This is a genomic window from Rhizobium sp. CB3171 (genome assembly GCF_029714265.1).
Taxonomy (GTDB): Bacteria; Pseudomonadota; Alphaproteobacteria; order Rhizobiales; family Rhizobiaceae; genus Rhizobium.
The window spans coordinates 1,405,827-1,426,456 of record NZ_CP121653.1; the positions used below are offsets into that span (position 1 = coordinate 1,405,827).

A 20,630-nucleotide genomic window follows, 5' to 3' on the forward strand; every position below is an offset into this window, starting at 1 on the left:
AATCAATGACGGCAAAAAAGCGGCATGCCATCGCCGGCAATTGGGCGACCCTTCTCCTGCCGATCGGGGTGGATGATGACATCGAATTCGCAAAGTTCGGCGAGGAAATCGATCTCCTGATCGCGGCCGGCGTCGACGGCATCTATTCGAATGGTACGGCGGGGGAATTCCATAGCCAGACCGAAGACGAATTCGACCGCATTCAATCGATGTTGGCCGAACGATGCGCTGCTGCCAGTATGAACTTCGTCATCGGCGCTTGCCAACCGGATGCTCGCATCATGCTGGAGCGGGTTCGGCGTTCGGCGCTCCTGAAACCGCTGGCGATTCAAGTTATCCTGCCCGACTGGTGGCCTGTAACGGATCGGGAAGCGATCGATTTTTTGAACCGGTCTGTCGATGTCGGAAGCGGCATTCCGCTGATCCTCTACAATCCACCGCATGCCAAACGTGTCCTGACGCCGGAAGAACTGGGCAGGATCTGCGCTGCGGTACCAGGCGTCATCGGCGCCAAGGTGGCTGATGGCGACAAGCAATGGTACGCGGACGCGCGCCAGCACCTTTCGGAACTCTCACTCTTTGTCCCCGGCCATCATCTTGCAACCGGCATTATGGAGGGTGTTGCGGCGGGATCCTTTTCCAATGTCGCCTGTCTAAGCCCCCGAGGTGCACAGATGTGGACAGCATCGATGCAGGACGACATTCATGCCGCTCTCGCTTTGGAGCGCCGAATTTGCAAGTTCATGGAAACGCATATCGTTCCCTATCGCCAGCGATTAGGCTATTCGAACGCAGCGCTCGACAAGCTTCTCTGCGCTATCGGCAACTGGGGACCCGTCGGCACGCGCCTGCGCTGGCCGTACCGTTCGATCGACATGAGCGAGGCAGAAAGGCTCCGCGATGTCGCGCGGACGGAGCTGAGCGAACTTTTTGCGTAATTAATATCACCGCGAATATCCGCAGTATGCAAGTGACACTGCTCATCCGCCCGCTGCGGCGAATCCACGAATTTGCCGGTCTGCCGACTGCAACAGCTCGAAAGCCCGATAACGGTTCCTGTGTAGCGTCTCGATCGTGCCGCCTGCAGGCGAGAAGACTGTCGAGAGGCTCGACATTGCTTTCATCGCCTCCAGCAGCGAAACATAGCGTCCGGCGGAAACGGCTCCCAGCATCGCCGCGCCAAGCAATACCGGCTCCTCGGTATTGGCGATCGCCACCGGGGTGTTCGTCGTATCGGCCAGAAGCTGCCGCACGAGATTGCTTTGCGCGGCGCCGCCGCTCGCAACGATCGTACCAATGTCGATGCCGTCTTTTGACAGCGTCTCCAAAAGCTGCCTGAGGCCATAGCCGATACCGCAGAGACCGGCGACATAGAGCGAAATCAGGTCGGCGATTTCGACCTCAAGTCCAACGCCCGCGATCACCGCGCGGGCGTCGGGATCGGCATGGGGTGACCGGTTTCCGAGGAATTCCGGAACCACATGGACAGACTTTGCAAGCTCGACGGCACGCGTCAGGTCAGGGCACAATTCGGTCGCTTGACGGTCAAGCCACGCAACCAGCGAAAGGCTTTCCATTTCCGCCTTGGCGCGCGCCTCGGCAGATGCGGGATGCATCGTAACCAGATGGTCGATCGCCGCTCCCGCTGCCGACTGGCCGCCTTCGGTCAGCCAGAGCCCCGGTATCATTGCCGAGTAATATGGTCCCCATACGCCCCCGACAAAGACGGGATTGTCGCTCGAAGCCATCGAGCAGGCCGATGTGCCGAAGACATAGGCAAGTCTGTTTTGCACTTTCGATTGGCCATCTGCGCCGTCCCCTCCGAGCGTGCCGACGCCGCCCGCATGGGCATCGATCAGCGCCGCTCCGACGGAGGTTCCGATCGGCAATCCTAGATCCAAGGCTGCGATCTCTGTCAGCCCGCTTGCCAGCGCCGCGCCAGGCTCGACGATATCCGTACCGAGTCTCGAAAAGCCTTCGGCTGCCAGCTCTGCCAGGCCGATAGCCTTGAAATAGTCCGCATCCCAACGCTTCTCATGGGCAAGATAGGTCCACTTACAGGTAACGGTGCAGACCGATCGGCTGAGCGAGCCCGTCGCACGCCAGGTGAGATAGTCCGCAAGGTCGAAGAAGTGATCGGCAGCCGCAAAGGACTGCGGCAGATTGCGCTTCAGCCAGAGAAGCTTCGGGGTTTCCATCTCCGGCGAGATAGTACCTCCAACGTAACGCAGAACCTCATGATTGCCGCTGTTGATTTCGGCCGCTTCGCCGGCGGCGCGATGGTCCATCCAGACGATGATGTTGCGATTCGGATCGCCGGACGGCCCGACGGCAACCGGCGCGCCGTCAACCTTGACGACGACGAGAGAGCAGGTCGCGTCGAAACCCAGCCCGGCGACGGCCGTGGCCTGGATTCCGGCCGAGGCGACGGCTTCCTTGACGCTGTCGCAAACCGCTCGCCATATCTGTTCGCTGGATTGCTCGACAATGCTGCCGGCCTCATGCCAGATCCTGATCGGGCGTTTTGCCGAAGCCAGCAGACTACCGTTCTCCGTGAAGACACCCGCCCGGGCGCTGCCTGTACCGACGTCGACACCGATGAAATATTGCGTCATTTTCAGAGGTCCGTGCTGTTCGGAAGGATGACGAGATCGCGGATCGTGACGTTGCGAGGTCTGGACAGCATGAACAAGACCGCCTCGGCAACCTCCGTCGCTTCCATCAATCCGCCCGCCGCGATGGTTTCATCGAGCTTTGCCTTGGGCCAGTCGCTGATCAGGGCCGTTACCACCGGGCCGGGAGCAACTGCCCCCACGCGAATACCATGTTTGGCGACTTGCCGTCGAACCGTATGGACGAAGGCCTGCACCGCATGCTTGGAGGCCGTATAGATCGGCTCCCAGACGACGGGAACCAGGCCGGCGATGGAACTGGTCATGATGATATCGCCGGTCTTCCTCTCGACCATGTGCGGCAATACTGCCTGGACCGATCTGAAGGCCGCGTTGACGTTCAGGTTCAGCATCCGGTCCCAGGCATCGGGATCTCCATCGACCACCTCGCCGCCGATATAGGAGCCGGCATTGGCATGAAAGATATCGAGCTTTCCGAACCTCTCCAATATCTGCGGCATCATGGTCGCGACGCTGGCGGGATTGGTGAGGTCGATGACCAGAGGAAAAGCCTCCGGACCAAGCTCGGAGCATATGTTCTTCAGGGACTCCTCGGCCCTGTCGACGAGGGCAACGCTGACGCCCTCTTGCAATAGCGATTTAGCGCATTCAAGGCCGATCCCCGAGGCTGCCCCGGTAATGGCTGCGACCTTTCCAGAAAGTTCCTGTCTCATATCAATCCTTACCTTGGTCGTTGTATCAGGCCCGGCCGTGGGAAACTCTCGACCGGCGCGCCAGCGAGTCGACGATGACGGCAATGGCGAGGACAGCACCGGTGATCATGTAGCGAAGCGCCGAGGACAGATCGAGCATCGTCAGCCCGCTTGCGATCGACTGGATGACGATGATGCCGAGCAGCGCCGAATATGCGCTGCCGCGGCCGCCGAAGAGGCTCGTTCCGCCGATGACGGCTGCGGCGATCGCATTCAAATTGACATCGCCCGTACCGGCCTGCTGGCTTGCCGAAGCCAGCCGCGCCGCCGCGAGTACGCCGCCAAGCGCTGCAAACATCGCGCAGAGAACGAAGGCGCTCGTATAGATGAACCGGACATTGATGCCCGCGCGCCGCGCCGCCTCACGATTGCCGCCGACAGCCGCCATTGATCGGCCCCATTGGGTCCGCGTCAGCGCATAATTCATGATGATGGCGAGTGCTACGAAGAGCGCGAACATCCACGGGATGCCACGGTCCTGATTGAGGTAGAAAGCGACGAATTCGAGCGCGACGGTGATCGCAACGGCGCGTACCACAAGGCCGCCGATCGACCGCGAGGAGAGATTGGCCTCGCGACGGCGCAGAGCCGCACGATAACCCGAAACCAGCATCACGATGCCGGGAAGCAGCGCGAAGACATAAGCGAGCGGACGCGGGATGACCATGAGCTGGCCGAAGTTCACGATCGCCGACCCATAGGGCAGGTTGATCGAACCCGTGGCGCCAAGCAGGTATAGCTGCATGCCGAGCACCGCTAGCAGGCCCGCCAAGGTCGAAACGAAGCTCGGCATTCCCAGGCGATTGAAAAGCAGGGCATAGAGCGAACCGATCAACCCACCGACGAGAAGTGCGGCGATAACGCCAATAGCTACCGGCCAGCCCTCGTTGACCCAGAGCATGCCGACCATGGCGGAAGCAAAGCCGCTGATCGAGCCGACAGACAGATCGATCTCCCCCACCATCAGAACGCAGACGATTCCGAGCGAGATGACGCCGACCGTCGATGCATCGAACAGGAGGTTCGCAAGGTTGTTGCTCGAAAGGAACGTCGGATTGAGGGTGCCGAAGACAGTCCAGATGATGATGAGACCAACGACCACCGGCAGCGAGCCGAGATCGCCCGAGCGCACCTTGTCGATCGACGCGCGGATCGTGCCACTAAGACCTGCTTCGTGTTTGACACGAATATCGCTGCGGTCGAGGAGCGTTCCCGCCTGTTTGATGTCGCTGGTCATATCTGACCCTCCTGCCCTATTTGCCGCTGTGCCTGACGGCGGCCGGCGCGGCGCGAAACGGCATTTTCCGTGGCGCCGGTAATCGCGCTGACCAGTTCCTGGTTCGTTGCGTCAGGGTAGAAAATTCCGTTGTTCCGGCCGAGCCGCAACACGACGATGCGATCCGCCACGGCCCGAACGTCTTCCATGTTGTGGCTGATCATGACCACCCCCAGGCCTCGATCGCGGACGCGCTCGATGAGGTTCAGAACCTCGGCCGTCTGGGCGACCCCGAGGGCTGCCGTCGGCTCATCGAGCAGGATGAGTTTCGGCTCCAGAAGCAGCGAACGGGCGATCGCCACCGTCTGGCGTTGCCCGCCGGAGAGCGATGCGATCGGAATACGGACACTTGGGATGCGGGCCGAAAGTTCGTTCAGCAGCGTCCAGGCACGGACCTCCATCGCGGTCTCGTCCAGTCGCAGCGGACTGAGTTCCCGCCCGAGGAAGATATTGGCGACGACATCCAGATTTTCACAGAGCGCCAGATCCTGGAAGACGGTGGCAATGCCCAGATGCAGGGCGGTGCTGGGATCACTCAGCGTCACCTTGGAACCGCGAAAGGTGATCGTGCCGGCACTCGGCTGGTGGACGCCGGCGAGAATCTTGACGAGCGTCGACTTGCCGGCACCGTTGTCGCCCACGAGAGCGACGACTTCGCCCGCATGCACATCCAGATCGATATCGGTCAGCGCCGACACCGCGCCGAAATGTTTGGAGATGCCTCGCAGGCTGAGCACCAACTCGCCTGCCGCGGCTGTCTGGTCGGAAGCGTCAGTCATATGTCGCGAGCCTTTCTATATGAACGGAACAGGATGAGTTCCCGGTCCTCCGGCCGCCCGTAAGCGGCCGGAGGAATTGGCGGGAGGATATGATCACTTCGCGATACCGAGCTTCTTGCAGCCTTCCGCATAGCGATCTCCGCAGAGCTGCTCCGCAGTCTGGATCGGCTTGTCGTTGACCTGCTTGTCGATGATCTCGGCCTTCAGGTTCTCCGCGGTAACGAGTGCAGGCACGAAGAGTTGCGTCGGCGTGTCGAAGAGTTTCGTATCAGCCTTCGGCGTTTCGCCCGACAGCAACTGAATTGCGACATTCGCCGCTGCCGCGGCAACGATCTCGCTCGGCTTGGAGATCGTGTTGTACTGGTCGCCGGCGATGATGAGCTGCAGGCCTGCGATCGTCGCGTCATTGCCGGTAACCGGCGGCACGGGATCGACGCCGGCGGCCTTGAAAGCGGCAACAGCCGCACCGCCGGTGCCGTCATTGGCTGCGACAACACCCAGAATCTTCTTGCCGAAGCGGGTGATCTGGCCGCTTGCCCATTGCTGTGCCTTCGGCGGCGCCCATTCCGGGGTGTCGAACTCGGCAAGCACCGGATAGCCGCCTTCAGCAAGACCGGCATGGATGCCCTTCTTGATCAGGCCTGCCGCCGCATCGGTCGGCGAACCGTTGATTTCCAGAAGGCCGCCATCACCAGCCTTCACGTTCTTCGCCTTCAGATGATCGACTAGCGATTTGGCGATCATCTTGCCGATTTCCTCGTTGTTGAAGGAAACATAATAGTCGGCCACCGCCGATGGGATCGGACGGTCATAGGCAATGACCTTTACGCCCTGGCTCTGCGCCATCTTGACGAGAGACGCTGCGGCCGTCGAGTCGACCGGATCGAGCACGATTGCCTTGGCGCCCTGAGAAATCGCGGAGTTGAACTGCTGCTGCTGACGCGAAGCGTCGCCGTTTGCATTCTGATAGATGACCTTACAGCCGGCGCAGAGCTTCTTCATCTCCGCCTGGAAACCCGGATAGTCATGCTCCTCGTAGCGCGTCGAGCTCTGATCGGGCATCAGGAAAGCGACCGTCGCGTCCGTGACTTTCGCGGACTGGGCAAATGCGGATGTGCCGCTCAGAAGACCGATGGCGAGTGTTGCAACGCCTGCAAGTTTCAATGCGAATTGGGTCATTGGAATTCCTCCGCTCCAAATGATAGTTGTGTCGATGAAGCCTCGGCTCATGTCTTGAGCGCGATGCTTATGAGCTGATTTACGGACAAAGGTTCCCCTTCGGGTCATTCGCATGACCCGGTCCTCCTTGCCCCGATTGTCTGGTCTCTCCTCCCGGTCCTCCTTGTTTTACGCGGCCTCCACCGCTCTTACGTTCTGTGCCAGCAATGTTCTGAAGCGCGAGGGCGCCATGCCCTTCTGATCCAGAAAACGACGATTGAAGTTCGAGATATTGTTGAAACCCGCGGCAAAGCAGATGTCGGTTATCGACATTTCGGCTTTGCTCATCAGCAGGTGGCAGGCGAAGTTGATCCGCAGCCGATTGACGTATTGAACGAGCGCCATGCCGGTATGCCGGCGGAAGCTGCGGGAAAACGAACTCGGGCTCTGGCCGGTCAACTCGGCAAGATCAGCTTCGCTGAACGGCTCCGTCAGATGCGTGTTGATATAGGCCAACGCATGGTTGACCCCGGCCGACATGAAGCCCGAAGGATCGGGATGATAACGCGTGCTGGCGAGAGTGCTGGCATTCTTGGCGCTGCTCAATGCATTGAGCACATTCATGAAAAGCTCGATGCGGCGAATTCCTTTGGCTTCGACCAATTCACCGAGGATCGGCCCGACAACCCCTGCAGTTTCCGGCGTAAACAGAACGCCACGACGGCTCATCTCCAGAATGTCGATACATCCGGAAAGCTCGGGAAAAACCCTGTTTGCGTCAGCAAAGAAGGATTCGGAGAACTGAAGGACCCGGCAGCGCAGTGGCAGGCATGTGCCCGGAGGCACATCGCTCACCCAGTTGTGCGGCAGGTTCGGGCCTGTGAGCACGAGATTTCCCGGCTCGAATTCCCCGATGAAATCGCCGACGAAATATTGTCCCGTCGTTGCGACGACATGGTGGATTTCATATTCGGGATGGAAGTGCCAGCGGACCGTGCGATAGGGATAGCCATGTTCCCATGCCTTGAAGGACTCGGCGCTGCCGATCGCGACCACTTCCAAATCTGGATTCATGTCGTCCTCCTGCCTGCACTCGGCTGGGCTTATTCCCCGCCGGCACCTCCTCCCAGAGGCCATTGTTTCTTTTCCGACAATGGGACTTTACGCGCGGATATCCATGGCCGCTACTACGCCATCGACGCAAGACTGATACTTTTTTGACAATTCTTCGGTGATTTGTTGTCCGATCGCATAGTAGCAGAGATCGGCCATCCGCAATGGATAGTTGCTTATCCGCGGTGATGGACACAGCTTCGGAGGCACAGACGAGGCCAGCCGCAGCTAAGCCGGACCTGCGGAATAGGCGCACTTCTCGCGCCAGCCGACAGGCGTCATGTCGGTGACACGGCGGAATTCGCGGTTGAAATTCGATTTCGTCAGGAAACCGGCTTCCAGCATGATCTCGGTTACCGATCGCTCGGTTTCGGCCAGCAGGCGGCATGCCTCGGCGATGCGATAATCGTTGACATATTGCGAGACGTTCTTGGCCATGCTCCGGTTGATGGCGGCCGAAATGCGCCGCGATGGTATCCCTGCCTTACGGGCCAGACGCTCAAGATTAAGATTGGCGTCGCGGTAGAGCTTTTTCTCCTGCATCAGCTCATGGATTTTGGCGATCGTATCCTTGTCTTCGGCGAGGTCATATGGAGGCGCGGCCTCCAAGCTTTCGGTGGGCGTGGAGTTGCGGCTGGCCGCGGCTGCCGCAGTGCCGAGCATGAACAGGCCGAGAAGATTGGCGATGCTGATGATCATGCCGGCATGCGCGCCACGGGTCGATTCGAAATCGAACAGCACCAGTGCGTCGACCATTGCTGAGAAACACAATGCGCCAGCGGCAAAGACGAGCGCGCGATGGGCCGGCTGCGCCGCTTCGAAGGGCGCAAGGCGCAGCACGTCGGGACCGGACCGGACGAGCCAGAGCAGTGCGAGGGCGTAGGCCACGTAAATCAGGATCATGGCGATATCGATAGCCTCCGGCCAGACGACGACCAGCAAGGCGATGACAACAGCAGGAAAGCCATAGAATATCAAAAGAGCGGGCCAGCGGCGGCGGCTGTCCGCACCCAACCTGCGAACACCGGCATAAACAAGGGGCGGCATGATCGTTGCCAAGGCGAGCGTCAGATGGCCGACCTGCTGCAAGCCATAGCCCCAGCGCAGCCCAACGAAAACCGACTGCAAGGCACAAGCCAGAAGCAGGACGAGGAAAGGGCGGTTTGCCGCCAGCTCGTCATCACGCCGCACCACTGTCAGAAACAGCAGAAGAAGCATGAAGGCGACGACGAACGGCAGCGGCACGAACAGCATGAGACCCTTCCCCGGGGCAACCATATTTGCCGCCACTATGGCCTGACTCGCGGCTCCCGGCGATCCAGATCGCGATCTGAGACGTGCTGAATCATGATCGAGGTCGCCCAATACGCTTCGGTGGCGGACATTGACGCCGTAAACGTCTGGAGACCCGCCCATGAATTCTGACGCGAATATCGCAACTCGGCTTCGGTCGCTATCGATCGAGCGCGTTGAGCCGCCTCCCCGCGCCTCACGCCCCACCGGCCGATTGCGGATGCTCGGTATGATACTGGCAGGCATGGCCGCAACATTCGCGGCCGTCTATTTCACCCCCGTGCCATCCGATGCGCCTTGGAAACCTTTCGCGACGAGAATTGTCACCGAGCCGGCAAAAGGGACCGAAACGTCCTCACAAAGCAAAGCTCCCACCGCCCAGGAGCAAACTGCAAAACCCCTGCCCCAAACGATTGTCGGGTCCGGCTATGTCGTTGCCGGGCGGATGATCACCCTGCGGCCGGAGATAGGCGGCAGAGTGGTCGACCTGCCGCTGGATGTCGGCGATCATTTTCTGGCGGGACAGGTCATTGCCCGTCTGGATAAGACGACGGATGAGATTGAGCTGAGGATTGCCAAATCCCAGGCCGCTGCCGCCGTCGCAGCGGCACGCCGCGTCGAGGTTTCGCTGGAGCAGGCCCGCAAAACCCTCGAACGCACCAAGCTCCTTCTCGAGCGCGGTGTCGTCGCGACCAGCAACCTCGACGCCGATAGCCTGGCGGTCGTGCAATTGACCAGCGATCTCGACTCTGCGCGGCAGGCAGCCGAGACCGCGCGACTGCAGGTGGAGAAGCAGGAAAGAACCCTGTCGCTCCATCAGATTATCGCACCTTTCGACGGCGTGGTCGTCACCCGGCTGGTTGGCCTCGGCGATATGGTTGCCTCGGGGACGGATGGCGGCGGACCGCGAGACGGGATCGCAATCCTTCTCGACCCGAACTCCCTGACCGTCGATGCCGACATCGCGCAGTCCAATGCCGCACGGATACAGCCCGGCCAGACGGCGGTGGCCATTCTCGACGCCTTTCCAGACCGGCCATTCAAAATGCGGGTGCGGACCATCGTACCAGCGGCCTCGCTGCAGAAGGGCACCGTGACCGCTCGGCTGGAATTCCTGACGCCACCCTCCCGGGTGCTGCCCAACATGGCCGCAAAGGTCACTTTGGACGCTCCGGACCTTCAAGCAAACCTGGACGAAAGAGGATTTTGAGATGGATGAGAGCGCATCGACGCCGGAAGACGGCAGCATTTCGATCAACAATGTGCGCAAGGACTACCGCATCGGAAAGAACGCCGTGACGATCTTTTCGGATCTGACCATGACCATCCGAGGAGGCGATTTCGTCGCGATCGTCGGCCCTTCCGGCTCCGGCAAATCCACCCTTCTGAACCTCATCGGCGGTATCGATCGCCCCGATGCCGGCGACATCAATTTCGGCCATGCGCGCATCAGCCGAATGAACGAAAGCGCCCTGACAAAGTGGCGAGGCGCCAATATCGGCTTCGTATTTCAGTTCTATAATCTGATGCCGATGCTGACGGCGGAGCAGAATATCGAGCTTCCACTGTTGCTGACGAGTCTGACCGGACGCCAGCGTCGCGAGCGGGTCGAAACGATCCTCTCCCTCGTCGGCCTCACCGACCGGCGCAAGCATCTGCCGTCGGAACTTTCAGGCGGCCAACAGCAGCGGGTGGGGATCGCCAGGGCGCTGGCAAGCGATCCGAAACTGCTGCTCTGCGACGAGCCAACCGGCGATCTCGATCGCGAGTCCGCTGAAGACGTGCTCGCCATGCTGCGCATCCTCAACTCGGAGCTCGGCAAGACCATCGTCATGGTCACCCATGACGATGCGGCGGCGCGCTCCGCCAGACGTGTTCTGCGCCTGGACAAAGGCCATTTTGTCGAGCGCGAGGCTGCGTGATCATCATGAGCCGCTTCACTCTCATTCGCCGGACCATGGCACGCAAACCGATGCGCAGCGCCCTGCTGATCGCGAGCATCGCCATCGCCTTCTTCATCCACCTCATCCTGACGAGTTTCGAACACGGCTTTTTGGGTGGTGAGGTAGATTCGGAGCGTCTGATCGTGACCAACAAGGTCGGCGACACGCTGCCTTTGCCGATCAGCTATTACGACAAGATCCGGGTCCTGCCCGATGTCGCCGTGGCAACCTACATGGCGCGCAGCCGCGCGACCTACCGGACACCGGCGAATTTTCTGGGCCTGACGGCGGCGGAGCCCGGCACCTTCGCCGGCTTCATCGGCGATCAATACGATATCCCAGCCGATGCTCTCAGCCGCTTCGCCCAAATCCGGAATGGCGCCATCGCCGGCCGGAGCATCGCAACACAGGAGGGTTGGGTGCTCGGCCAGAAGATCACGCTGAATACCTCCAGCTTCTTCAAGACCGACGGCAGTTCGGACTTCGAATTCGAAATCGTCGGCATATTGGATGGCAAGCAATCCGCCGATACCCATTTCGTGATGGCGCGGTATGACTACGTCAATTCCGAGCGCAGTACCGATCGCAACACCATCAGCAGCTTCGGCATCGTGCCGAAGAACGGTGTCCGCGCCGACGACGTCATCAAAGCCATCGACACCCTCTTTGCCAACTCCGCTTACGAGACACGGACGAGGACGGAAGCCGAGTTCATGAGGGCCTTTATCGCGCAGTTTGCCGATATCGCGACCATCGTGCGTCTGGTGATCGGCGTGGCATTCGTGACCATGCTGATGATCGTCGCCAACACCATGTTCTTCGCCATCCGCGAACGAACACGGGAGATCGGCGTGCTGAAGGTCCTCGGCTTTTCGCGGCGCTTCATCCTCGGCAATATTCTGGCTGAGACCTTCGCCCTGTTTGCGGTAGGCCTGAGCTTCGGCCTCGGTTTTGCCTTTACGGCTGTCATGTTTCTGTGCGAGCCGCTGCGCACGATCGTGCCGGATCTCGTGCTCACCCCCACGATCATTCTCGAAGCAACCGGCCTCGCTGTCCTGCTAGCGCTCGCAACGGGTGTCGCGCCAGCCTTCAATGCCATTCGAGTGCCGCCCAACGCCGCTTTAAGAGAAAGATGAGACGATGAGCACAATCATCAATCAATCCATGGCCTTGACCATATCCAATCTGAAATCGCTTCGCCGTCGGACATGGATTTCCCTTTCCCTGGTCTTTTCCGTTGCGATGGTCGTTGCGGTTCTGCTCGGCTTCCTGGCGATGTCGAACGGCTGTCGGACTTCCCTGCTGCAAGCTGGCTCCAAGAATATCGTCATTGCTCTGGGAAAAGGGGCGGCGACGGAGCTCGGCAGCCGGATCGAACCGTCCCAGCTTCATTTCCTCGAGGGCGCTGCCGGAATCGCGACCAATGCGGCCGGAGCTTCAGTGATGTCGCCGGAAATGGTCGTCCCGGTGGATGTGCCGCAGAAGACCGGCGGGTTGCTTTCAACACTCTCCTTGCGCGGCATCGGTCCGTTCGGGCTCAGCCTGCGCCCGAATGTCAGGATCGTTGATGGCCGTATGTTTAATCCCGGCGCCAGCGAGATCATCGTCGGGCGTCGGCTGAGCCTTGACTACAAGGGATTGGCGCTTGGCGAACGGCTCACGCTCGGCACATCGAAATGGACCGTCGTCGGTATTTTCGACGCCGGCGGCTCCGTCTTCGAATCCGAAATGCTGGCGGATATCGGCGTGGTGCAGACGTTGTTCAACCGGCCCAATCTGGTTGAGAGCGTCAGGATCAAGCTCACCGCGCAGGAAGCCTTGCCGGCACTACAATCCATGGCGGCAGATACGCCGCAGATCGGGCTAACTCTGCGGTCGGAACAGGATTATTTCGCAGCGCTCGCAGAACGCACGTCGAAGCTGATCCTCCTTCTCGGCTGGCCGCTGGCGGTGATCATGGCCGCGGGCGCGGTGGTCGGTGCGATGACGACCATGTTCAGCTCCGTGTCGGATCGCAGCACCGAGATTGCCACCGTCCGCGCAATCGGCTTCAGCCGGCGGGCTGCCTTTGCCGGCACTTGGATCGAGGCAATGATCCTGACCTGCTTCGGATGCCTGATCGGCGTCGGCTTTTCTTATGCCGTCCTCAACGGCTGGACCGCCTCAACGATGAGCGCCGATCATACGCAGATCGGGTTTCAACTGGTCCTGTCTCCTGCCCTGGTAACGAAGGCCGTTTGGCTGTCCTTGATCATCGGCGCCGTCGGCGGTGCATTGCCGGCGGTAGCTGCGACGCGCATTCCGCTGCGGCTGGCGATGAGCGGGCGAACGGAGATTGGCTGAGGACGGACGTGGCGAACGCTATCTCTTTGCTTTCGCCCGCCTAAGCTTTCGGTCAGCCACCAGAAGAAGGCCCTTGAGTTCCGGTTCGCGCACGCGGTTCGCAGCCTCGATGAAGGAGACCCATGCGTTGCGGCGTTGGCCTCTTTCCGGAAAATCCTCGTAGATTTTTTCGACTTCGAGCAAATGCAGTTGCACAATGCAGGGAACGCGGTTGCCGTCGGCGAGCTGCTTCAGATAGGTGAAATAGCCGAAAGGTTTCTTCTTGATCTTGCCGCGAACGCCGGCTTCCTCGAAAGCCTCGATCGCGGCCACCTCATGCGGCTTTTTCCCTTTTATCGGCCAGCCCTTCGGAATAACCCAGCGCCCGCTTTCGCGGCTGGTGACGAGAAGCACTTCCGATATACCAAGCTCCTCATTTCTCCGGTAACAGATCGCAGCACATTGCTCATATACGGGGCCGTTAAAGAGCTCATCCGCATGGGAGGCGAGATCGGAAAGAAATCTGTCCGTTCCTCTCGAGGATTTTGTCTGCCCTGAGGTCAAAGGTGCCATGTCGTCAGCCACCCCTGATCGAGTTGCGCCACACGAGATCGGCATGAAGACGGATGGCATGTACCCGTCCTTCAGGCTTCGCCGCCTCCTTGCTCTCCAGCCACGCGACCGCCTCCCGCGCCATCGTGGCAAGCGGCTGAGCAAAGGTCGTTAGTTGGTAGGATGCCCAGGAGGCCTGCTCGATATCGTCGAAACCGGCAACGCAGAGCTGGTCGGGAACGGAAATGCGAAACTGGTGGCGGGCGGCATCTATGAAGCCGCAGGCAAGCAGATCGGTCGCGCAGAAGACGGCATCCGGGCGCTCGTGAAGAGTTAGGAGCCTCTGCGCAAGGACCCTGCCGCTCTCATAGCTTGTCCACCCGTAGCGCTCGACGACGACCTCTAGACCATGCGCCCTGGCCGCAGCGACGAAGCCGTGCTCCCTTGCCATGAGGCTTGGTGTGCCGGCCTCCGAATTGGCAAAGGCGAGCCTGCGGCAGCCGGCACGAAGGAAGGCGGTGACGACGCGGGCAGCAGCCTCTTCGTCGTCGAGATTGATCCGCAAGGGCCCGTCCTGCTCGTCATCGCGATTGATCAACACCAATCGCTGGCCACTCTTCAGGCAGAGTTGCGTAATCGACTTATCGGGCATCCCGGAGATAATGATCGAGGCATCGGCGCGGTAGCGGATCGCCTGGCGCAACGCGAGGTCGACACTACCGTCCAGCAGATCGGTGTTGACGAGCATGGCAATCTTGCCGCTGTGCTGCAGTTCCTGTGTCAGTGCCTTGATCAGGCCGGAGCGATGCGGGGTGGCCATGTCGGACACGATCAGGCATACGATGCCGCTTTCGTTGCGCATCAGCCCGCGGGCGAGATGATTGACGTGATAGCCGAGCGCATCGGCGGCCTCGAGCACTTTCCGGCGCGTCTCCGGCGACACGCTCGCCCCTGGTGTGAACGTGCGCGAAACGGCCGAGCGGGACACCCCCGCGCAGTCCGCGACTTCTTGTGCGCTCACGAACACTTTCTGCGACACGCTTCTCTCCAGCCGGCATGCGGCTTTGCTCGGTTTTGCAATTGCGTGCATCATCCTGTGAGCCGATGTCGTGACAGTTTTATGAAGAAAGCTGTTGATGGGTGCCGTAAGGTCATGCGGCATTTGCACGCGTTTGCAAGATGAACGAATACAGAGAGGGCGTGCGTACTTCGCGGCAAAAGCAATGTGATCAATTATAGTCTTCAGTTCCGCCATGCTCGCTGATCAGCGGCACGAAAATCACGGCGCCGAGATTTTGGGTGGTAAAATTATCCGGGCCTTTCCGCACAATTTTCAGAAGCGTCTGCCTGCTCTCTTCCGGCCCTACGGGGATGACCAGCCGGCCGCCTACGGTCAATTGTTCTTTCAGGGCCTGGGGCACCTCCGGCGCGGCGGCTGAAACAAGGATGGCGTCGAAGGGGGCGGCCTTCGGCCACCCCTTTGAACCGTCTCCGCAACGCAAATCGATATTGTCATAGCCAAGACGCTGTAGTCGTTCGGTCGCTCCGGCCGCAAGCGAGGCATGGCGCTCCACGGCAAACACATGAGCCGCCATGCGGCTGAGGATAGCGGTCGCATAGCCAAGCCCCGCGCCGATTTCGAGAACCGTGTCGATGGACTTGACTTCGGCTGCCTCGATCATCAGCGCAACCATGTAGGGCTGAGAGATCGTCTGCCCCTTGCCGATCGGCAGCGGACAGTCGTTATAAGCAAACATCTCGAAGCCCTTTTCGACGAAGTTTTCCCGTGGAATCAGGCGCATGGCATTCAGCAGCGCCGGGTCGCGAATGCCGCGCCCGGCGATCTGTTTTTCCACCATATGAAGACGCCCGTGCATGGCCGGCTGTCTCCACTCCCGCACAAGCCGCCGTTCACGCCGTCTGGCTATGCTCGCCACCATGGCGGGAAATGCCGCTCAGCGCTTGGCCGGCACTACCGTTGCTTTGCGACAGGGCGATATCGCCGAGCGAGAGGATACCGACCAGCCGTTTGCTGTGATCCAGCACCGGCAAGCGACGGACCTTGATGTTGCCCATGTTCCGGCAGACCTCGTCGATCTCCTGATCATCGAAGCAATATTTGACTTCCGATGTCATCACATCGCGGACCTTCGCGTCCGGCCCCTTGCCATTGGCGATGCCGCGAATGGCGATATCGCGATCGGTGATCATGCCGACTAGGCGGTCATGGTCGCCGACAGGCAGGACACCGGCGTCGAGATCCGCCATCGTCCGTGCAGCCTGCAGGATCGTTTCGTCAGGATTGGTAATGCGCACGTCGTGCGTCATGGCGTCTCGAACTTTCATTGGTTCCTCCATGAGCGGACGCTTCGTCCGGCCTTTAGGCACAGGACAATCTTTCCGGCGACCTTAGATCGGGCGGCGCCCGGCACCCCACTGGTCGCGGTGCCCTCCGCTGAGAGCCCGCTACAACAACAGGCGAAGCGCCGATCTGTTCCCGTCCACAGCGCGGATAATCGAAATTACATCGCGAATTCGTCGTCCTCATCGGCAGAAAGCAGATCGACAAGCGTGGCTACCTTGCCGCTCGGCAGAGTCCTGCCCTCGCCGATCAGAGCCTCGTCATTGTTGACCCAGGCCCAAGCCTCCGCAAGCTCGCCCAGAGTTGCGCCGGTCGCGGAGATATCGGCCATCAGAGTCTCATCGACTGGTCCAAGAACGGAGACGATCTCTTTTGCAGTCATAGTCATATGCATTCTCCTGAGGTTTCATAGGCCCGGAATCGCGGCGAGCCCTTTCATCTCCTTGAAGGCGGAACGAAATCCTTTCAGCTTTGTTCCGGCATTCAAGCCGGCCACGAACGTCAGGAGGGTGCGATGCCGAGTACGATGATCGAGCTCATGCCTTTGAATCCCACTTGGATGGATATCGCGATGCGCGTCCTATTGGTCGTCGCCGCCGGCGGGCTGATTGGCCTCAATCGCGAGGCAGGTGGGCACGCCGCCGGATTTCGGACGACGATCCTGGTCGGATTGGCGGCATGCCTGACCATGATTCAGGCCAATTTGCTGCTCCCCATGACGGGCAAAACATTCCAATCATTCGTCTCCATGGACATACTGCGTTTTCCGCTCGGCGTGCTGACGGGCGTCGGCTTTATCGGCGGTGGTGCCATCCTCAAGCGCGGCGATCTGGTCACAGGCGTGACAACAGCGGCAACGCTTTGGATCATGACGGCAATCGGCCTGTGCATTGGCGGCGGGCAACTTGTGGTCGGGTCCGCCGGAGCTATGGTGGCCTTCATCGTGCTCACACTCTTTAAATGGTTCGATGAGCTGATATCGCATAAGCAAAAGGCGCGCGTGGTGATCGAGCTTGCCGACAGCGCCGATATTGCAAAGATCGAAACGGCCTTCGCTCCACTCGGATATTCCTTCTGCTTTGTCGGCAAATCGATAAATGAGGCCGACGGCGCGGCTCATGCCGCCTATCAGGTGCGATGGAAGCATGGGGGTATCAGCGGCGGCGCGCCAAAACTGCTGGCTGATGTCGAAGAGCGCTACAAAGTAGTCTCTTTCGAGATGACGACGACGACTACATGACCATGAAATGCACAAGAATGCTCACGGGGAACATTCTTGACTGGCGATGGTTTGCCCTTCGAACAAAAGGAGGATGCCATGGCCAAAATGAGAGAGATGGAAACCAACGCCACCCCCTCCGCTGACGCCGATATCCGCACCCAGCAGGCGCTTGATCAGGCTGCCGGCGGCTCCGGAGACATCGATGCCCTTGCGCCTGATATGGAGAGGCTGGAAGTGAACTTCACCTACGCGGAGCCGGGCACGGACGACTTTCGGTCGGCAGATACGCCGGATTGTGACAGGCAACGCAAGCAAGCCCTGGATGCTGCCGCCGGCCGGATTGCGGAGGCGGTCAGAGCCTCGCAGCCGCGAGAGCACCGCACGATGCGCAATGTTACGATGCTGGCAATCGGCGGCCTTGCCGGCTTTTTGCTGCACGAGGTCCTCAGGAGTCGATAGGCGGCCCGGGGCTGCGAGATGGAACCTTATGGCGTTTTTCATGTTGCATTTCATGAACCCAACGAAGGGAAAGCGTCATGCGACGTCAGCCCAAGACATATGCGCCGTCGACAAAGCCTGAGAAAAACCCTTTCAAGGTATCCGAATCGCAGTGGCGGCCGGATGCGGAGATTCGCGCGGAAATCCATAGGAAACTGAGCGAAGACCCGCTGCTGGATATCTCCGGCGTCTTCGTCACCGTCAACAATGGCCGCGTTCTCATCGAAGGATCCGTCGAAAACGACGAGGCCAAGCGACGCGTCGAGACCCATTCGCGGCAGGTAAGCGGCATCAGCGGTCACGACAGCAATCTTTGTGTTCGTAGGCCGCGATAGAAAGCGTAGGCAAGCATGCGCGCACTGTTGATCATCATTATCGGATTGATGGTCGCCTCGATCCTCAGCATCCTCGTCATCAAGCCGTTCGTGACCGGAAAGAACCAGGATTCGACTGTCGCTCAGAAAACCATCGAGCAACCGGAACCCAAGCCGTAGAGTTCCCAAAACGGATTATTTGGCTTCCGGCGTCTGCTGTTCCTGCTGGCCCGGGACCTCGCTAGGCGGAATAACCGGTGTCTTGCCGCCACGCGGCGCAGGCTTTTCCATAGCGCTGTCTCCAGTCACAGGCGGCTTCAGCACACCGCCGCAATCCGAAAGTTTATCGTCGTTATCCTGAGGATCAGCCAATGCGGTTTGGTTTTCACCTTGGGTCTGGCTATTGGCGTCGGGAGCCCGGCAGCGTTCGCTGTTCGGCATCTTGAGCTGTTGCGCGGACATGAGTCCCGGCATTGCAACTGTTAGCGCAGCCGCCAGCAGCAGGAACCGTCCAAGCGATCGATGCTTGGCTTCAGACTTAGGTGAAGTTGATGGCGTGGTCGTTGCTCGTACTGGCGATGACACCACGCTCGTGATGTGACCGGCATCGCGATTGCCAACTGTTGCGATCGGAACCGGCCGACAAAGCTTGAAGCTCTCGTCCATGCTGTTCTCCATCGATGAAAGTGCGGGCTGCAGACCGGATGGATTGGAAGCTCGCCTGCCATTTCGTTGGCCATGGAGAGAAAACGGAAAAATCTCCATGTTCTTCAGCACCATCACGTCCGTTTGGCACGGCCTGCAGTGTCAATGGAAAACGTCTGTTGGCGGCCGATGTTCCGGTTTAATTCAGGGTGCAGAAACTGAAAACGGCCTCCCATGAAGGGAGGCCGTTCGCATTTTCCAGAGATGCCGATAGCGTCGTTATTCCGCTGCCTGCAACGCCGGCGGATCGACGTCACTGGTCAATCGCCCAGCCATGGCGGCGGCAAACTTAGTCTGGTCGAGTTCGTTTTCCCAGCGGGCGACGACGATAGTCGCAACGGCATTGCCGACGAAATTCGTCAGGGCGCGGCATTCCGACATGAAGCGATCGATGCCGAGGATGAGCGCCATGCCGGCGATCGGAACCGACGGCACGACGGCAAGGGTAGCGGCCAGCGTGATGAAGCCGGCACCGGTGATACCGGCAGCCCCCTTGGAGCTCAGCATGGCCACGAGCAGCAGCAAGATCTGGTCAGTGAGCGAGAGCGAAGTATCGGTCGCCTGCGCGATGAACAGCGCCGCCAGGGTCATGTAGATGTTGGTGCCATCGAGGTTGAAGGAATAGCCTGTCGGGATAACGAGACCGACGACCGAGCGCTTGCAGCCTGCGCGTTCCATCTTGTTCATCAGGCCGGGAAGTGCTGCTTCCGACGACGAGGTGCCGAGAACGAGCAGCAATTCTTCCTTGATGTAGCGGATCAGCGCCAGGATCGAGAAGCCGTTGTAGCGCGCGACGGCGCCGAGAACGACGAGCACGAACAGCAGCGATGTAGCGTAGAAGGTGCCGATCAGGAAGGCCAGGTTGGCGATCGTGCCGATGCCGTATTTGCCGATGGTGAAAGCCATGGCGCCGAAAGCACCGATGGGCGCGAACTTCATCAACAGGGCGACCATGCGGAAGATCGGCGTGGTCAGTGCCTGCAGGAAGTCCTGTACAGGGCGGCCGCGTTCGCCGACAGCGCCGAGTGCGATACCGAAGACGACCGAGAAGAACAGCACCTGGAGGATGTCCCCCTTGGCGAAGGCGCCGACGATCGTGTCCGGAATGATGTTCATCAGGAAGCCGACCACCGTCGCGTCATGAGCCTGAGCGGCGTAATTGTTGACGGCCTTCGTATCCAGCGTTGCCGGATCGATGTGCATACCAGCGCCCGGCTGTACGACGTTCGAGATGATGAGGCCGACGATCAGTGCCAGCGTCGAGAAGGTCAGGAAGTAGATGAACGCCTTGCCGACGACGCGGCCGAACTTCTTGAGATCCGACATGCCCGCGATGCCGGTGGTGACCGTCAGGAAGATGACCGGCGCGATGACCATGCGGACCAACTTGATGAAGGCATCGCCGAGCGGCTGCAGAGACGCACCGATCTGCGGATAGAAATGTCCAAGCAGGATGCCGGCGGCGATCGCGACAAGAACCTGCACATAGAGATGCCTGTAAAAGGGAATTTTGCCGTGTGTCTCGGCAGCGACGGGTGCAATCATGATATCCTCCGTTATGCCCAACCGATCCTTCGGCCCTCCGGGCAACGACTACTGATCTTCAACAGCCTCCGACTGTTTGACGGATCGTTGCAACGGGCGTGCCAAATGAAGGATTTCCTAATAATTTATTGATATAAAAGCAGATTTTATGAAGGTCGGTAGC

The 20,630-nt window shown here is 59.9% G+C and carries 23 protein-coding genes; 9 read left to right on the plus strand and 14 right to left on the minus strand.

Features of this window, described 5'->3' with window-relative positions; translation table 11 throughout:
- The first annotated feature begins 5 nt into the window (after positions 1–5).
- The gene (locus tag QA648_RS25845; protein WP_283054224.1) at positions 6–938 is read left to right on the plus strand and encodes a dihydrodipicolinate synthase family protein; all 933 of its coding nucleotides are present in this window, start codon (positions 6–8) and stop codon (positions 936–938) included.
- Between the two features lie 42 nt (positions 939–980).
- Here the strand turns inward: QA648_RS25845 and QA648_RS25850 are convergent, their stop codons facing one another.
- The 7 genes from QA648_RS25850 to QA648_RS25880 form a co-directional block, all read right to left on the minus strand.
- Positions 981–2,615, minus strand: coding sequence for an FGGY-family carbohydrate kinase (locus tag QA648_RS25850; protein WP_283054225.1), 1,635 nt, complete (start codon positions 2,613–2,615; stop codon positions 981–983).
- Between the two features lie 2 nt (positions 2,616–2,617).
- Positions 2,618–3,346: an SDR family oxidoreductase gene (locus QA648_RS25855; RefSeq protein WP_104826524.1), complete on the minus strand. Its 729-nt coding sequence runs from the start codon at positions 3,344–3,346 to the stop codon at positions 2,618–2,620.
- Positions 3,347–3,371: 25 nt separating this feature from the next.
- The gene (locus tag QA648_RS25860; RefSeq protein ID WP_283054226.1) at positions 3,372–4,622 is read right to left on the minus strand and encodes a sugar ABC transporter permease; all 1,251 of its coding nucleotides are present in this window, start codon (positions 4,620–4,622) and stop codon (positions 3,372–3,374) included.
- The gene (locus QA648_RS25865; RefSeq protein WP_283054227.1) at positions 4,619–5,440 is read right to left on the minus strand and encodes an ATP-binding cassette domain-containing protein; all 822 of its coding nucleotides are present in this window, start codon (positions 5,438–5,440) and stop codon (positions 4,619–4,621) included. The genes QA648_RS25860 and QA648_RS25865 overlap by 4 nt, the downstream gene beginning before the upstream one ends.
- Before the next feature lie 93 nt (positions 5,441–5,533).
- On the minus strand, positions 5,534–6,619 hold the full coding sequence (locus tag QA648_RS25870; protein ID WP_283054228.1) for a sugar ABC transporter substrate-binding protein: 1,086 nt from the start codon (positions 6,617–6,619) through the stop codon (positions 5,534–5,536).
- Positions 6,620–6,787: 168 nt separating this feature from the next.
- Entirely contained in the window at positions 6,788–7,672 is an 885-nt protein-coding gene (locus QA648_RS25875) for an AraC family transcriptional regulator (RefSeq protein ID WP_283054229.1), read from the minus strand.
- A 267-nt stretch (positions 7,673–7,939) separates the two neighbouring features.
- Entirely contained in the window at positions 7,940–8,965 is a 1,026-nt protein-coding gene (locus QA648_RS25880; RefSeq protein WP_283054271.1) for an AraC family transcriptional regulator, read from the minus strand.
- 160 nt (positions 8,966–9,125) lie between these two features.
- Between QA648_RS25880 and QA648_RS25885 the strand changes: the two genes are divergently transcribed.
- From QA648_RS25885 to QA648_RS25900, 4 genes are read left to right on the plus strand one after another with little or no spacing between them, the layout of a single operon-like run.
- Complete coding sequence (locus tag QA648_RS25885) at positions 9,126–10,214, plus strand: efflux RND transporter periplasmic adaptor subunit (protein WP_283054230.1); 1,089 nt, start codon at positions 9,126–9,128, stop codon at positions 10,212–10,214.
- Between the two features lies 1 nt (position 10,215).
- On the plus strand, positions 10,216–10,926 hold the full coding sequence (locus QA648_RS25890; protein WP_283051490.1) for an ABC transporter ATP-binding protein: 711 nt from the start codon (positions 10,216–10,218) through the stop codon (positions 10,924–10,926).
- Positions 10,927–10,931: 5 nt separating this feature from the next.
- Positions 10,932–12,083, plus strand: a complete 1,152-nt coding sequence (locus QA648_RS25895) for an ABC transporter permease (RefSeq protein WP_283051491.1) — start codon at positions 10,932–10,934, stop codon at positions 12,081–12,083.
- A gap of 4 nt (positions 12,084–12,087) precedes the next feature.
- The gene (locus QA648_RS25900) at positions 12,088–13,290 is read left to right on the plus strand and encodes an FtsX-like permease family protein (protein WP_283051493.1); all 1,203 of its coding nucleotides are present in this window, start codon (positions 12,088–12,090) and stop codon (positions 13,288–13,290) included.
- Positions 13,291–13,308: 18 nt separating this feature from the next.
- Here QA648_RS25900 and QA648_RS25905 read toward each other — a convergent pair whose 3' ends face one another.
- From QA648_RS25905 to QA648_RS25925, 5 genes are all read right to left on the minus strand, one after another.
- Entirely contained in the window at positions 13,309–13,683 is a 375-nt protein-coding gene (locus tag QA648_RS25905) for an NUDIX hydrolase (RefSeq protein ID WP_245464172.1), read from the minus strand.
- A gap of 163 nt (positions 13,684–13,846) precedes the next feature.
- Positions 13,847–14,860 carry a LacI family DNA-binding transcriptional regulator gene (locus tag QA648_RS25910; RefSeq protein ID WP_260304944.1) on the minus strand — a complete coding sequence of 338 codons (1,014 nt, stop codon included), beginning with the start codon at positions 14,858–14,860 and terminating at the stop codon, positions 13,847–13,849.
- A gap of 190 nt (positions 14,861–15,050) precedes the next feature.
- Positions 15,051–15,698: a protein-L-isoaspartate(D-aspartate) O-methyltransferase gene (locus QA648_RS25915; protein WP_283051499.1), complete on the minus strand. Its 648-nt coding sequence runs from the start codon at positions 15,696–15,698 to the stop codon at positions 15,051–15,053.
- A gap of 34 nt (positions 15,699–15,732) precedes the next feature.
- On the minus strand, positions 15,733–16,167 hold the full coding sequence (locus QA648_RS25920) for a CBS domain-containing protein (RefSeq protein ID WP_104826513.1): 435 nt from the start codon (positions 16,165–16,167) through the stop codon (positions 15,733–15,735).
- Between the two features lie 176 nt (positions 16,168–16,343).
- Positions 16,344–16,571 (minus strand): hypothetical protein, encoded by a 228-nt coding sequence (locus QA648_RS25925; protein WP_104826512.1) that lies wholly within the window; start codon positions 16,569–16,571, stop codon positions 16,344–16,346.
- A 126-nt stretch (positions 16,572–16,697) separates the two neighbouring features.
- Here QA648_RS25925 and QA648_RS25930 point away from each other — a divergent pair, with 126 nt between their 5' ends.
- From QA648_RS25930 to QA648_RS25945, 4 genes are all read left to right on the plus strand, one after another.
- Positions 16,698–17,423, plus strand: coding sequence for an MgtC/SapB family protein (locus QA648_RS25930; RefSeq protein ID WP_104826511.1), 726 nt, complete (start codon positions 16,698–16,700; stop codon positions 17,421–17,423).
- Between the two features lie 78 nt (positions 17,424–17,501).
- Positions 17,502–17,864 carry a hypothetical protein gene (locus QA648_RS25935; protein WP_283051503.1) on the plus strand — a complete coding sequence of 121 codons (363 nt, stop codon included), beginning with the start codon at positions 17,502–17,504 and terminating at the stop codon, positions 17,862–17,864.
- Positions 17,865–17,941: 77 nt separating this feature from the next.
- A complete protein-coding gene (locus QA648_RS25940) occupies positions 17,942–18,238 on the plus strand; it encodes a BON domain-containing protein (RefSeq protein ID WP_283051505.1) in 297 nt (98 codons plus the stop codon).
- A gap of 15 nt (positions 18,239–18,253) precedes the next feature.
- Positions 18,254–18,397: a hypothetical protein gene (locus tag QA648_RS25945; RefSeq protein WP_199773645.1), complete on the plus strand. Its 144-nt coding sequence runs from the start codon at positions 18,254–18,256 to the stop codon at positions 18,395–18,397.
- Positions 18,398–18,412: 15 nt separating this feature from the next.
- Here QA648_RS25945 and QA648_RS25950 read toward each other — a convergent pair whose 3' ends face one another.
- Positions 18,413–18,997, minus strand: coding sequence for a hypothetical protein (locus QA648_RS25950; protein WP_260304942.1), 585 nt, complete (start codon positions 18,995–18,997; stop codon positions 18,413–18,415).
- 144 nt (positions 18,998–19,141) lie between these two features.
- Positions 19,142–20,467, minus strand: coding sequence for a dicarboxylate/amino acid:cation symporter (locus QA648_RS25955; RefSeq protein ID WP_283051507.1), 1,326 nt, complete (start codon positions 20,465–20,467; stop codon positions 19,142–19,144).
- Positions 20,468–20,630: the final 163 nt, after the last annotated feature.

Coding starts and splice junctions, on each gene's coding strand:
- QA648_RS25950 (WP_260304942.1), bottom strand. CDS start 18,997: ATGGTGCTGAAGAACATGGAGATTTTTCCGTTTTCTCTCCATGGCCAA.
- QA648_RS25850 (WP_283054225.1), bottom strand. CDS start 2,615: ATGACGCAATATTTCATCGGTGTCGACGTCGGTACAGGCAGCGCCCGG.
- QA648_RS25935 (WP_283051503.1), top strand. CDS start 17,502: ATGGCCAAAATGAGAGAGATGGAAACCAACGCCACCCCCTCCGCTGAC.
- QA648_RS25860 (WP_283054226.1), bottom strand. CDS start 4,622: ATGACCAGCGACATCAAACAGGCGGGAACGCTCCTCGACCGCAGCGAT.
- QA648_RS25925 (WP_104826512.1), bottom strand. CDS start 16,571: ATGACTATGACTGCAAAAGAGATCGTCTCCGTTCTTGGACCAGTCGAT.
- QA648_RS25845 (WP_283054224.1), top strand. CDS start 6: ATGACGGCAAAAAAGCGGCATGCCATCGCCGGCAATTGGGCGACCCTT.
- QA648_RS25895 (WP_283051491.1), top strand. CDS start 10,932: ATGAGCCGCTTCACTCTCATTCGCCGGACCATGGCACGCAAACCGATG.
- QA648_RS25930 (WP_104826511.1), top strand. CDS start 16,698: ATGCCGAGTACGATGATCGAGCTCATGCCTTTGAATCCCACTTGGATG.
- QA648_RS25885 (WP_283054230.1), top strand. CDS start 9,126: ATGAATTCTGACGCGAATATCGCAACTCGGCTTCGGTCGCTATCGATC.
- QA648_RS25870 (WP_283054228.1), bottom strand. CDS start 6,619: ATGACCCAATTCGCATTGAAACTTGCAGGCGTTGCAACACTCGCCATC.
- QA648_RS25955 (WP_283051507.1), bottom strand. CDS start 20,467: ATGATTGCACCCGTCGCTGCCGAGACACACGGCAAAATTCCCTTTTAC.
- QA648_RS25945 (WP_199773645.1), top strand. CDS start 18,254: ATGCGCGCACTGTTGATCATCATTATCGGATTGATGGTCGCCTCGATC.
- QA648_RS25875 (WP_283054229.1), bottom strand. CDS start 7,672: ATGAATCCAGATTTGGAAGTGGTCGCGATCGGCAGCGCCGAGTCCTTC.
- QA648_RS25865 (WP_283054227.1), bottom strand. CDS start 5,440: ATGACTGACGCTTCCGACCAGACAGCCGCGGCAGGCGAGTTGGTGCTC.
- QA648_RS25915 (WP_283051499.1), bottom strand. CDS start 15,698: ATGCACGGGCGTCTTCATATGGTGGAAAAACAGATCGCCGGGCGCGGC.
- QA648_RS25920 (WP_104826513.1), bottom strand. CDS start 16,167: ATGAAAGTTCGAGACGCCATGACGCACGACGTGCGCATTACCAATCCT.
- QA648_RS25940 (WP_283051505.1), top strand. CDS start 17,942: ATGCGACGTCAGCCCAAGACATATGCGCCGTCGACAAAGCCTGAGAAA.
- QA648_RS25900 (WP_283051493.1), top strand. CDS start 12,088: ATGAGCACAATCATCAATCAATCCATGGCCTTGACCATATCCAATCTG.
- QA648_RS25880 (WP_283054271.1), bottom strand. CDS start 8,965: ATGCTGTTCGTGCCGCTGCCGTTCGTCGTCGCCTTCATGCTTCTTCTG.
- QA648_RS25890 (WP_283051490.1), top strand. CDS start 10,216: ATGGATGAGAGCGCATCGACGCCGGAAGACGGCAGCATTTCGATCAAC.
- QA648_RS25855 (WP_104826524.1), bottom strand. CDS start 3,346: ATGAGACAGGAACTTTCTGGAAAGGTCGCAGCCATTACCGGGGCAGCC.